Origin of the sequence: Candidatus Accumulibacter phosphatis, assembly GCF_012939955.1 — a bacterium.
Taxonomy (GTDB): domain Bacteria; phylum Pseudomonadota; class Gammaproteobacteria; order Burkholderiales; family Rhodocyclaceae; genus Accumulibacter; species Accumulibacter delftensis.
The window spans coordinates 94804-107583 of sequence record NZ_SPMY01000016.1 but is presented as its reverse complement, the minus strand read 5'-3'; the positions used below and the strand labels follow the sequence as shown (position 1 = coordinate 107583).

The window sequence follows — 12780 nt, the reverse complement described above, 5'->3', positions numbered from 1 at the left end:
TTCGTAGCTCAGCGGCCCCAAGCCAGAGATGCTCTGCCCGTTGAAGTCCAGTTCGGTGGTGTCCTGCAGCATCAGCACCACTTTGTGCTGCGCGATCCGTCTTCGGGAGCAAGACCAATGGGGCGTGAGGATCGCCTCCCAGGTAATGTCATCGTTGCCGAAGAAGCGGTAAGCCGCCATCGTCTCCGACCAGTCCGAACACGCCCCCGGGATACTCGCCGTCGGTCTCGCAGAAAGCGTATCCAGCAACGCGATCGCTCGTTTGTCCCGACGGCGATCACCCAGGTTGATTCCATTCAGTTCCTCCTCAGCCCACCTCGCCATGATACCTTCTCAAGGAAAAACGACAGCTTACAGACGAAACCTAAAGTTGTGTATAAGGCTATGCCTTGACAGGGGGCGTCGAGGGTAGGGGAGTTCGGTGCACGGTGATCCGGGCCCAGCATGCAAGCTGATTCAATGGCAAACCATGAGCGCGCAGCAAGGGGCCAAAACGAGTGAACCGGATTGCACGTGCCAAATCGCCAAGCGAGGAGGGCCCTGAAGAATGAGCACAACACGGCTATTCATCAGCTACAGCCACAAGGATACCAGTTGGTTGGAGAAGGTCATGCCGCATCTGAGTATTTTGGACGCGCAAGGCCTAGTCAGCGCTTGGGCCGATCAGGAGATCAAGCCCGGCGAGCGCTGGAAAGAAAGGGTCGACGCTGCCATCGGCGAGGCGGAGGTTGCCGTGCTCCTCGTCTCGGTAAATTTCCTCACCTCAGAATTTATCATGAAGTACGAACTACCCACTCTCCTGGCGATCATGAACGGCGAGAAGAAAGGCCGCTTGCGCCGTCTCGTGCCGCTACTTCTCAGGCAGTGCAGGTGGGGGTCCGTTGCCGAGTTAGAGCAGTTGGAGATGCGTCCGAAGGTTCATGGGAACGTTGAAGCACTCGAGGGTTTGAGCCAGCACCAGCAAGACGTTCATCTGACCGATTTCGCCGAGCAGGTGAGCAAGCTTCTGTTCGACGCGCCGAGATCGGAGGGGAAGGTAGCGGCAGCGGCAGGCGGCGCCGCGGTGGCCGTTATTGGTGCCAAGGACTACGCAACCCTGGAGCTGCGGATTTCACACAGTGCCTGGAATAGCTACCGGGTGGAACTGTGCTTCACTTGGTCGGGTAGCCGTAAGGAGGACTTCGTGTGCCGCTACGGCGTTTGCCTGAACATGGACGCCTTTGCCGTGATCGAGGACGCGGAAGATTACGCGTTGGAGCTGCGCAAGGCGCTATTCCCGAAACCGGAAAATTGGGCTGCGGTAAGCCTCGCCAGAGAACGCGCCGAAGCGAAACGCGTGAAACTGCGGGTGCGCATTTGCATCGATCGGAGTGCGCGCGAGTTGCATTCCCTCCGCTGGGAGAAGCTGACGGTCTGGGGTGGCTCTGATAATCCGCTGGCCCTGGCTTCTGTTGCCTTCGCTCGGTATGTTCTGGGCTACGGCGGTGGCTCGCACGCCACCCTGGTGCGGCGCAGCGCCGAACCCAGAGCGTTGTTGCTGGGGCTTGCGGTCACGCCTGCCGATCGGAGCAGTAACGACGAGAGTACTGAGACGCTGGAGCCGGTAGCGCAGGTACTCTCGGAGGCGGGTATCTGCTGCACTGTCGAACAGCACTGGTACGCGATCCCGGACTTGCGCGAGCTCTTGCGGAAGCACAAGGAAGTCGACTACCTCTACGTGTTGATACGCGACTGTCCTTGCGATCCACAAGGGGCGTTGCTATGCAATCCGGACTCGGGTGATTGTGGGCCGACGGACCGTGTTCGCAGCGCCATTGCTGACGCTCTCGAGGCCATGGATCGTCTGCCCCGGTTGGTCGTCGTCGCGCCGAAGCTGGCGTCCGCGGATACTCCGCTGGAAGCCAAGCCCTGGTCCTGGCTGGCGCATCTCGCGCACGAAATCGTCCGGCGCGGCGTGCTCGGGGTCGTCACTTTGCAGGAGCCGCTGAATACTGCGACCTGGCACATGTTTCTTGCCCGATTCTTTGAGGAGTTGATGGCGCACGGGCTTTCTGACGAGGCGACGCGTGCCGCCCGGGAGAAAATTGTCAGCCTGCCCGAAGCGTCGGCGCCGGTGATGGTGACGCGCCTGCGTAGCGCCAGACTGTGGTACGAGCCGCACCTGATGGACGAAACGCGGCGCGACCAGACCTGGGATTTGCTCATTTCGCGCATCGCCGAAGGCCGTTGCACACCGATCGTCGGGCCCGGGGTCGATCACCGTGTCGCCCGCTTCCGCCAGCACATAGCCCAGGACTGGGCCGAGCGTTATCAGTATCCACTGGCCATGCACGAACAGCTGAGTCTGCCTCAGGTCGCACAGTATATTGCCGCAACCCGCGGCGATGCCTACCTGGAGGCGGCCTTCAGCAAGGACTTGCGCGATTTCGCTCTGCAGCGCTATGGACACCTCCTCAAAGGGGGCGAGCGAGGCCTGCCCCTGACGAAAATGCTCTCGCTTATCGCTGGCAAGGTGCTGCTCGCCGAGCCTGATGACCCACACGTGGTGCTCGCCTCGCTGCCTTTTGCGACCTATGTAACGGCCAACTTCAACAACTTTCTTGCCGAAGCCCTTCGCCGCTCCGAGCCTGCGCGAGTGCCGACCGAGCTGGTCTTCAGCGCCGACTGTTCGTCGGAGACGGACGCGGTGATTTACGCTCCGAGTCCAGAACAGCCGCTGGTTTACCACCTCTTCGGGCGGCTTGACGACATCGAGTCGCTGGTGTTGACCGAAGACGATTATTTCGACTTTCTGATCGACTTCTGGCGCGAGCACGAGCGCGTTCCCTCTGTGGTGCGCGCGGCACTGGCGAGTTCGAGTTTACTGTTCCTCGGTTTCAACCTGAATCAGTGGGACTTTCGTGTTCTCTTTCGCAGCCTGCTTAAGGGGGCAGGCCACCAAAAGCGGCGCAAGCAGTTGCATGTTGCCGTTCAGGTGGACCCGGACGACGACCAGATCACCGATCCGGACCGGGCGCGCGAGTACCTGGAACAGTATTTCGAGGGCTTCTCTGAGAGCGAAGTGAGCATTTACTGGGGTTCCTCGGAGGACTTCCTTACGGAGTTACAACGGCAGTGGCGGGAGCGAGGATCATGATTGGCACGCACAACCCTTACGTCGGGCCGCGCCCCTTCCGTCCCGACGAGGCCCTCTACGGGCGAGATAACGAGTCCCGGGCCCTGCTCGACCTGCTGATTGCCGAGCGCATCGTCCTGCTCTACTCGCCCTCTGGCGCTGGCAAGACCTCGCTCATTCAGGCCAAGGTGATTGTCGAGATGCGTGCTGAGGACTATCAGGTGCTGCCCGTCGTGCGCCCCGGCGCAGACGTCAATACCCGGCAACCGCAAGAGATGGGAAATCCCTTCGTTGCCCGTGTCGTCGCCGCCTGCGAGGACGGTAAGCCAGACGGCGAAGCGCCCCTGTCCAAAGTCGCCGGCATCACCCTCGCCTCTTACCTTTCGCAGCGTTCCTGGATACGGGGTGATCCGCGGCTCAAGCTCCTGATCCTCGACCAGTTTGAGGAGGTCTTGACCTCTGACCAGAACGACAAGGATAGGGCTGAGTTCTTTCAGCAGTTGGGCGAGGCTCTGCGGAACCCGCAGATCTGGGCGTTGTTTTCCATGCGTGAAGAATATAGCGCGGCCCTCGATCGCTACCGTCACCTGCTGCCTACCCGCCTCGCCAGCCACTTTCGCCTGGAGTTGCTCGATCTGGAAGCGGCCGAGAAGGCGATCCGCAGGCCTGCAGAGAGCGCTGATGTCGCCTTCGACGACGAGGCCGTCGCGCAGCTGGTCAGGGAACTCGCTACCGTGCGCGAGCGTACCGGCGACGGCGCGATCATCGAGCGTTGCCTGGCGATCGTCGAACCGCTTTACCTGCAGATTGTTTGCCACCAGCTCTGGGAAAAAAAGATTTCGCCGGGTACCCGCCGGATCGTTGCGGAGCACCTTGGTCTCGATGCGGCGTCTCGAAAAAACGGGGGCGGCATTGTCGAGCAGGCGCTGGAGGAGTACTACGCAACAGTGGTGCGCGAGGTCTCCATCGAGGGCGGAGTGGCAGAACGCCAGATTCGCGAATGGTTTGGGCGGGAGCTGGTCACTTCGCGAGGGCTGCGAAAACAAGTGTCGCGGGGCCAGCAGGAGACCGCGGGGCTCGCCAATTCACTGGTTGAAGCCCTCGCTGGGCGCCTCCTCTTGCGCAATGATAGTCGCAGCGGCACCTTGTGGTACGAGATCGCGCACGACCGTTTGGTCGAGATGATCGTCGGTGGAAATGCTAAGTGGTTCGATCAGCATTTGACGAAATTGCAGCTCCGGGCTGTGCGCTGGGATTTGCTACGGCGCAATGGCGCCACCGATCTGGCCGAACGCGAGCTCCTCGTCGGGAGTGATCTGCGCAAGGGCGAAACGTGCCACCGACAACATCCGGATGAGCATGCGAGTGCAGTTGACGAGGAGTTTCTCGGCGCGAGCAGGAAGGCCCGGAAGGTCGGGAGCTGGAAGCGCCGGGCGCGGATCTGCGTCGTTGGCCTTGCAATCCTTCTCGGAGGCGTCGTCGCATACTGGTTTCCGCAGGAAATCAAGCTCAACAAGGAGCTCACCGAGCAAATCGCCCGCACACGCGCCAACTCACTGCTGTCCGCCTCTGCCGGTGAAAGGTGGCGCGGTCATGATCACGAGTTGGCGAGCTTGCTGGCGATTCAGGCCTACCGTTTGACGGCTGGGGAGCAGCACGAACAGGAGGGCGGACTCGATAACCGGGTTGAGGAAAGCCTGCGCGGGGCTCTCCGAGAGCAACCTTTTGCGTTTGGAGCCACAGCGATCGCACCACGCACGGCGACCAGTGTGGGCGCCGACGAGGTCCGGGTCTGGCTTTCCAGCCAGCCGGGACTAATCGCGGTCAAGGAGGGGCCGCGCTCGCTTGTCGTGCGTAATTTTGTGGGTGGGCCACGTGATCTGACTACCATCACACTCGCCGACGACCTGGTCGGCGCGGCCTTCGACCGCGGCGACCGCAGGCTTGCAGTCCTGACCAAGTCGGGACTGGAGTTGCACTCGCTGCCCGCCCGCTCAGGGACTGCAGAAGGCGCCGGATCGCTACTCCTGCCCATCGATACAACTCCGCGCGGCCCTTTCTGCTTGTCGCCGAACGGGGCAGTTGCGGCCGTCGTAGTGGGCTCGGGGGACGTCGTCGAGGTCTGGAGACTGCTTCCTGCTCCGGTCCGGGTCGCGTCACTGTCGCCCTCCACCTTCCCGGATCGGACGGTGCTTACTGCTCTGGCCTGCGATGCGACAGGCGACCTGCTGGCCTGGGGAAGTCAGAGCGGCGATGTCGGACTGGCCGCCCTGGCGGACGGGACGTCGCTTTGGATCTCGCACAATCTTTTCAACAAGTGGCCAAAGTCATTACAGAAGATCCTGAAAAAACGCGAGAGGAACATGGATCGGGCGGTGACCGCGTTGCACTACCTGCCCGAAACGCAGCGGCTGATGGCGATCTACCGGCAGGGGCCGCCGCGGCTCTATGACCTCCGCAGCGGTGGTTCACCGCTTGGTGCGCACTACCTGCTCCCCAACCTGCGCAGTGCGACTGGCTTGGAGCTTGCCCAAGACCGCGGCCGAGCAACGCGCAATATCGTTAGCCTGCCGCGTTACTTGAGTAGCGACGCCAGCGCGGATGAGCGGCGGATCGTCGTCGGTGGCGCACGTGGTGAGATCGGTTTGTGGGACATCACCTCGTTGAATGCCAAGCTCGACCAGGGCGCCGGGCCAGTAAGCGCGCCAGAAGGCACGGCCGCCGCCTACGCCGCCTACGAGGAAATCGCTGGCTTTGACGGCAACGTCGGGGCGATCAGATGGGCGCTGCCGTCAAGGCGGTCGACGGAGGCAGTGGACTCCCCCGTCGGCGTGGAGCAGCGCGGGTTGATCGCCGCCAACGATCGTGGCGACCTTCGCTGGTGGTCCCTGGCCGGCCTGCAGACGGTCGGTTACCGATCCTATCCAACGTGGAGCAAGGAGCCGGCGGTGGTCTACGCGCTGGCCTTCATGGCCCGTGCAAACGACGACCCGGGAGCTTTGCTCCTGGCATTCGGTGGGACCGAGAACGCGGGCGTGCTGCGCATTGACCCACAGGATCTGAGCGTGACGAAAGATCCCTCCTTGCAAATTCCACCGAAAGTCCGTTCGCTAGCCACCAATGCCCGGGGGGAGCGTCTGATCATCGCAACCGGCAAGGTCGACAGGGGCGAGTGGGCGCGTCCACCATGTCCGCAATGCTCACAATACTCGTGGTTGCTCGATCTGACCAAAGGTGCTCAGGAGAAGGCGGTGCCGCTGCCGGGAGATCATCACGACGACGGACAATGGGCAGCAGTCATCAATGCGCAAGGAAACCTTCTCCTGACGGCCGGATATGATGGCGTGGCGATTATCTGGCGACAATCCAAACGCATAGACATGGAGTGGGAAGCGGAGACACTGCCGGACTCTTTTCCGAAAGACCAACGTTCAGCAATCTATTCCGCCGCGCTGGGTGCCGGCGACCGTGACCTGGTATTGGGGACCCTCGATGGTAAAGTTCGGCTGTGGCGAGAGAAGAGTGCTCGTTTCATCGAGCAGGAACTGCTGCTCGACGCCAAGGTTCCCATTCGCTCCCTGGCCTACAGCCCCGACGGCAAACGACTCGTTGCCGGTGACGAGAACGGTCTGCTGCGCGTCTGGAGTATCCGCGACGGCCATTACAAGCAAGAAAAAGCTGTATCCGCGCACAAGGGTACGATCTACACCGCCAGCTTCAGCGGCGACGGACGCCTGCTGACAGGCGGTGGCGACGGCCGAGTCTACGTGTGGAGCGAAGTGGATGGCCGCTTCGATCGTAAGCTGCGGCTGGGCCTGGAGGGGCCCCGGGCAGAAGTCGTTTCAGTCGTTTTTGAACCGACGGCCAATCTTGTCGCGGCCAGCGACGCGGATGGTTATGTCCATCTATGGACCTTGGGCATGCCGGGTCTGGTCGAGAAGGCATGCGCGGCACTTGGACGCAATTTGTCAGGGAAGGAATGGGAAAGGTACTTGGGGCGAACGGACTACGAATGCACCTGTCCGCGTCTTTCCCCCGCTCCGGAGCTCAAGCCGGAGGCGCTTGCTAAGGCGCGCGGGTGCGACGCCATCTCTAAGCGCGGGCGTCAGGCGGTGCGGGAGGGGGGGTGATGGATCAGGGATCGCCGCAGCACACAGTTCCCTTCGTACGGGCTTGAAATACCAACGCACGCGTGCGTCATCGCGCTGGCTGCCGATAGCATCGGCCCCACGACGAATGAGGTCAGCCAGGCGTCGCAAGTGTTGTGCATCTCCACATCTGGCAGCGGCGAAGTCGGCGTTGGTCGAGGCGGTCCTCCACAAGCTGCACGCCCGGGTTCAGGGAGTGGGCAGGCGGTCAGCGACAGGCGGGGGGGCAGTGCAACGCCTGAAGCAGCCGCTTAGTCCTCGTCCCCGCTGCTGTTCAACCAGCTCAGCGCGGCGCTCAGGCCGGTATTCAGGGTCTGGCGGTCGAAGTTGCCGGGCAGCCTGGACAACAGGCCGTCGCAGCAGGCGGCGTCGTCGTTGTCGAAGCACTCGAGCAGCGCCAGGATGGTTCCCAGCAGGCCTTCGTGCTGGCGCAGGGCCTTGCCGACTTCGCGCTCGACCGCGATCTGTTCGAGAATTTCCTCAATGGGCAGGCCGAGCGCTGCGGGCATCATCGACAGGATGCCGGTGATGAACGCCAGGTCGGACAGTTTGTGGTCTCTTGGCTTGCCGACGGCGACCAGCAGCTCCATCATTCGCCCACGCAGGGCGGCCACTTGCAGTAGCGGCGAACGGCTCGGGTCGAGCGAATCGTTGCTATGGTTGCCAGGCGCCAGAAGCAGCAGCGACAGCCAGCGCTGCAATTGGCGCCTGCCGAGCAGGGTGATGGCGTGGCGCAATGAGGTTACCGGTTGCGTGGACCGGTTGCCGAGGCGCCCGACGGAGTTGACAATACGCAGCAGGTTGAGCGTCAGCGCCGGCTCGTGCTTGAAGGCATCCTCGATGACGGCGGTATCGACGTCACGGCCGACCAGGTTGCACAGGCGAATCAAGGTCGCATGCGCCGCCGAGAGGCGGCGGCCGCTGACGATTTCGGCCTGCGCAAAGTAGCGCCCCTGGAAGAGGGCGAAGCCGAGGTTTCGACAACATTCCATCTGCGCGTGGCTGTCGACAGCTTGCGCGAGAAGCTTGAGCGGCAATTGGCGCAGGGAGCCCGCCAGCTCCTCAAGGCGGGCTTGGTCAGCATGGCGCAGGTCAATCTTGACGACCGAAACCAGCGGCAGCAGCGGTCGGCTGTGATCGTCGATGCCCTGGTAGTTGCTCAATGCCAGTGAGTAGCCGCGGTCGACGAGGGCGCGACAGCGTGTCAGTGTCGGTTTCGTGGGTGCGCCATCAAGCAGCAATTCGAGGACGACGCCTTGCGGTGGCAGTAGCTCGATCGCTTCCTGCTGCAGGAAGTTGGCATCGACGCCGAGGTAGGCACTGGTATTGCCCAGGGCGCTGCGCATGCCGAGTTCGGAATAGGCGGCACAGAGCGGTGCGCCAGCACCGCGGCGGGCGGTCGGGTCATCATCGCCGACTTCCTCGCCGCTATGGAACGACAACTGGTAGCCGGCCAGCTCCTGTCTGCGGTTCAGGATCGGCTGTCGGAAGAGGAATGCGTTTTGCAGGAATTGATCACTCATTGGGCATGCTTGTCTGCGCTATGCATTCCATTATCTGGCGGATCCCGGTTGCTCATCTTAGCACTGCCTTTCGGCAAAGTGCTCGATCGGAGTTCTCAGAAGGGCAGTGCCAGGCCCGGACGCGCGGCATGGATGACCCGACGGAAATCCGCCTGGATGCGTTCGAGGGCCGCCTGGTTGTCGGCTTCGAAGCGCAGGACTACCACCGGTGTGGTGTTCGACGGCCGCGCCAGACCGAAGCCGTCGGCGTATTCGACGCGCAGGCCGTCGATGGTGATGATCTCGCGCGCTCCCGTAAAATGGGCATCACGGCGAAGCTCTTCGATCAGCGCCAGGGGTTCGCCTTCCTGCATGGCGATGTTCAGTTCCGGCGTCGAACTGCTGTCGGGCAAGACCGTGAGCAGGGCGTTGGCGGCGTCGGCGTTGCTGCTGCGCGACAGGATCTCGAGCAGCCGGGCTCCGGCGTAGAGGCCGTCGTCGAAACCGAACCAGCGTTCCTTGAAGAACACGTGCCCGCTCATTTCACCGGCCAGTGGCGCGCCGGTTTCCTTCAGCTTGGCCTTGACCAGCGCGTGCCCGGTCTTCCACATCAGCGGTTCACCACCATGCTCGCGAATCCACGGCGCCAGCTGGCGGGTACATTTGACGTCGTAGATGATCTGCTGGCCTGGGCAGCGGCTGAGGACGTCGGCCGCAAAAAGCATCAGCTGACGATCCGGGTAGATGATCTGGCCGTCCTTGGTGACCACGCCGAGACGGTCGCCGTCGCCGTCGAAAGCAAGGCCGAGCTCGGCGTCGGTGTCGCGCAGGGCGCGGATCACGTCCTGCAGATTCTCGGGCTTCGAGGGGTCGGGATGGTGATTCGGAAAGTTGCCATCGACCTCGCAGAAGAGCTCGACCAGCTCGCAGCCGAGCGCGCGGAAAAGTTGCCCGGCGATCACGCCGGCAACGCCGTTGCCGCAGTCAACGACGATCTTCATCGGTCGTGCCAGGCGAACGTCGGCGACGACGCGTGCCAGATACGCTGGCAGGACATCGGCGTTGCTGGCCTGGCCCCTGCCATTGCGCAGCTCGCCGGCGTCGACACGCCGCCGGATGCCCTGGATTGTTTCGCCGGCCAGGGTCTCGCCGCCAACAACCATCTTCAGCCCGTTGTAGTCAGGCGGATTGTGGCTGCCGGTGACCGCCACGCAACTATCGCAGCCCAGCTCATGGGCGGCGAAGTAGGCGACCGGCGTCGGCACGCAGCCAATGTCGATGCTGTCGATCCCCGCCAGGCGGATGCCTTCCATCAGTGCTGCCGCCAGCTCGGGTCCGGAAAGGCGGCCGTCGCGGCCGACGGCAATTGCGCGCTGACCGCGCTCGGCGGCCAGCGAACCCAGGCCGTGGCCGATGCGGCGGACAGTGTCGCTGGTCAGCGTCTTGCCGACGATGCCGCGAATGTCGTAGGCCTTGAAGATCTCTGCAGGGAGTGGAGTGGCGCTTGGCTGGGGGGGGAGGGGGCATTTCAAACCTCGTTCTGGAAATGGTGAAGAAGGCGCTGCGGCAGCCAATCAAGGTGCCCAGGCGGCTGGCCAGCGACGAAGCCGACATGGCCGCCACGCGCCGGGAATTCACGCTGCACGCTGGCCGATACCTGGCTGGCTGTGGGCAGCGCCTGCTCTGGCAGGAAGGGATCGTTGCGCGCGTTGAGCAGTAGCGTCGGCAGGCAAATGCTGGCCAGCCAGGGCTTGCTCGAGGCACGTCGCCAGTAGTCGTCGGCGCTGGCGAAGCCGTGCAGCGGCGCGGTGACTGCCTCGTCGAAGTCGTGCAGATTGCTCGCCGCCCGCATCCGCCGCTCGTCGAAAATGCCAGGGTGACGGCGCAGCTTGTCGGCTGCCTTACGCTTCAGCGTGTGCAGGAAGTGCCGGGTATAGAGGCGGTTGAAGCCGCGTGCCAGATGGTGGCCGGAGACGCTGAGGTCGAGCGGGGCGCTGACCGCTGCTGCTGCACGCAGACAGTCGGCGGCATCCGTTTCGCGTTCACCGAGCCATTTGAGCAGCGCATTGCCACCTAGCGAGACACCGATGGCGTAGCGCGGGCGGTGCGGGAAGAGCTGTTGCAGGCGGCGCAGAATCCAGTCGATCTCGTCGCTGTCACCGGAATGGTAGGCGCGCGGCAGGCGATTTATCTCGCCCGAGCAGCCGCGGAAATGCACCACTACGCCGGTCCAGCCGATGGCTGCGGTGGCGTGCATGAGCGAGCTTGCGTAGTGGCTGGCCGAACTGCCCTCGAGACCGTGAAACAGCACCAGCAGCGGCGCGGAGTTCGGCGCAGCGTTGGTCGCAGCGTTGGTCGTAATCTCCGGCGCCAGGCACGGCGGGCGGGGATCGCTCCAGTCAAGGTCAATGAAATCATCGTCGGGCGTTTGCCAGCGCTCGCGGCGATAACCCGGAGAAGGTGACTTGATGAGCAGTGGGTAGATGGTCTGGGCGTGACCGCCTGGGAGCCAGGAAGGCGCTGGGTAGCCGGTCAATGCAAAACCCGTTGGCTGGTTTCCTCGCGCTCACCGGCGCGCTTGTCGGCCAGGTCGCGATCGGCGGCGGTCGACGAATGATGCGCGAGCAGGCGCCAACCGTTGGTGCCACGCTGAAAAACGTTGGTGGCGAGCATCGGGCCGTGTGCCTTTTCCTCGTCGCCGATGTACAGCGTTTCAACGACGTTGTGCACCGCCAGCAGCATGCTGTTCCAGCGCAGGACGCGCGACAGGCGAACTTTCAGGCGCGCGTTGTTGGCGAAAATGCTGCGCCAGCTGTCACGGATGGCCACTGTGCCGCTCAGCCGCTGGCCGGTCGGGTGGATGCAGACGATGTCTTCGTCGTCGGCCCAGACGCTCATCAGGGCAAGCAGATCGGCGCGCGCGATGGCGTCGTAAAAAGCCGCTTCGACGTCGGCGGGGCTGGCGAAGGTGGCGATCATGCCGTGCTCCTCGACAGGCAGGCGTCGAGCACGCGCAGCGGCTCGAGCTTGTTCAGGCAGTCGAGATGGCCAAGCGGACATTCGCGCTTGAAGCAGGGACTGCAGGCAAGCGCGAGGCTGATGACCTGCGCCCGCTCCGACAGCGGCGGCGTGAAGCCGGGCGACGACGAGCCATAGACGGCAATCAGCGGTCGGCCGAGGGCGGCGGCGACGTGCATCAGGCCGGAATCGTTGCAGACGACGAAAGAGGCCGCGGCCAGCAGGTCGATCGCCTGACGCAGCGAAGTGCTGCCGCAAAAGTTGCGTGGCGCGCTGGCCCGATCGGCCAGCTCGGTGATCTCGTCGGCGATCGGCCGGTCCTTTGCTGAGCCGAGCAGCCAGATGGCGTAGCCACGTGCTGCCAATGCGTCGGCTAAGGTCGCGAAATGACGTGCCGGCCAGCGCTTGGCCGGGCCGTATTCGGCGCCGGGGCAGAATACCGCGAGTTTTTCGGGGCGGTCGACGGCAAGTTCGGCGCGGGTTGCGGCGCCTTGTTCGCGGCTCGAAGTCAGTCGCGGCAAGGGTAGCGGTCGCGGTAGCGGAGCGCCGGGGGTTTCGGCGAGTTGGGCGAAGCGTTCCGCCATCTGCGGCAGCAGAGTCTTGTCGAGCGTATGGCGCTGGTTGATCAGCCCGTAGCGCTTCTCGCCGACAAAGCCGATGCGTTCGGGAATGCCGGCGAAGAACGGCACCAGCGCTGATTTCAGTGAATTGGGCAGGACGTAGGCCCGCTGGTAGCCGGCCGCCGCCAGTTGGCGCGCCAGACGATGACGTGCTTGCAGCGACAATTCGCCGTGGGCGAAGGGGCTGTCGACAAGCTGTGTGATTTCCGGCATGCGCTCCAGGACCGGTGCCACCCAGCGTGGCGCGAGGGCGTCAAGCTGCAGGCCTGGCGTGCGTTCGTGTAGCCGCCGGAATAGCGGTTGCGCGAGAACCGTGTCGCCGATCCACGACGGGGCGACAATCAGTGCTTTCATGAGCCTTGCTTCAGTCGGCTATC

General features: G+C 63.5%; 8 protein-coding genes. 2 read left to right on the top strand and 6 right to left on the bottom strand.

What is annotated here, in order from left to right:
* Nucleotides 1-324: IS4/Tn5 family transposase DNA-binding protein (locus E4Q23_RS05680; protein ID WP_169065727.1), on the bottom strand; the 324-nt coding region annotated here is incomplete at its 3' end.
* A 223-nt stretch (nucleotides 325-547) separates the two neighbouring features.
* Here E4Q23_RS05680 and E4Q23_RS05675 point away from each other — a divergent pair.
* Complete coding sequence (locus E4Q23_RS05675) at nucleotides 548-3136, top strand: SIR2 family protein (protein WP_169065726.1); 2589 nt, start codon at nucleotides 548-550, stop codon at nucleotides 3134-3136.
* The gene (locus E4Q23_RS05670) at nucleotides 3133-7245 is read left to right on the top strand and encodes a hypothetical protein (protein WP_169065725.1); all 4113 of its coding nucleotides are present in this window, start codon (nucleotides 3133-3135) and stop codon (nucleotides 7243-7245) included. The genes E4Q23_RS05675 and E4Q23_RS05670 overlap by 4 nt, the downstream gene beginning before the upstream one ends.
* 269 nt (nucleotides 7246-7514) lie before the next feature.
* On the opposite strand, the gene E4Q23_RS05665 is transcribed toward E4Q23_RS05670, so the two are convergent.
* The 5 genes from E4Q23_RS05665 to waaF all read right to left on the bottom strand — a co-directional run bounded on the left by E4Q23_RS05665 (nucleotide 7515) and on the right by waaF (nucleotide 12757).
* Nucleotides 7515-8786 (bottom strand): EAL and HDOD domain-containing protein, encoded by a 1272-nt coding sequence (locus E4Q23_RS05665; protein WP_169065724.1) that lies wholly within the window; start codon nucleotides 8784-8786, stop codon nucleotides 7515-7517.
* 95 nt (nucleotides 8787-8881) lie between these two features.
* Nucleotides 8882-10297 carry a phosphomannomutase/phosphoglucomutase gene (locus tag E4Q23_RS05660; RefSeq protein ID WP_169065723.1) on the bottom strand — a complete coding sequence of 472 codons (1416 nt, stop codon included), beginning with the start codon at nucleotides 10295-10297 and terminating at the stop codon, nucleotides 8882-8884.
* The gene (locus E4Q23_RS05655; protein WP_169065722.1) at nucleotides 10294-11301 is read right to left on the bottom strand and encodes a hydrolase; all 1008 of its coding nucleotides are present in this window, start codon (nucleotides 11299-11301) and stop codon (nucleotides 10294-10296) included. Before E4Q23_RS05655 ends, E4Q23_RS05660 begins: the two co-directional genes overlap by 4 nt.
* Entirely contained in the window at nucleotides 11298-11744 is a 447-nt protein-coding gene (locus tag E4Q23_RS05650) for a YybH family protein (protein WP_169065721.1), read from the bottom strand. Before E4Q23_RS05650 ends, E4Q23_RS05655 begins: the two co-directional genes overlap by 4 nt.
* Entirely contained in the window at nucleotides 11741-12757 is a 1017-nt protein-coding gene (gene waaF, locus E4Q23_RS05645; protein ID WP_169065720.1) for a lipopolysaccharide heptosyltransferase II, read from the bottom strand. The genes E4Q23_RS05650 and waaF overlap by 4 nt, the downstream gene beginning before the upstream one ends.
* Between the last annotated feature and the right edge of the window lie 23 nt (nucleotides 12758-12780).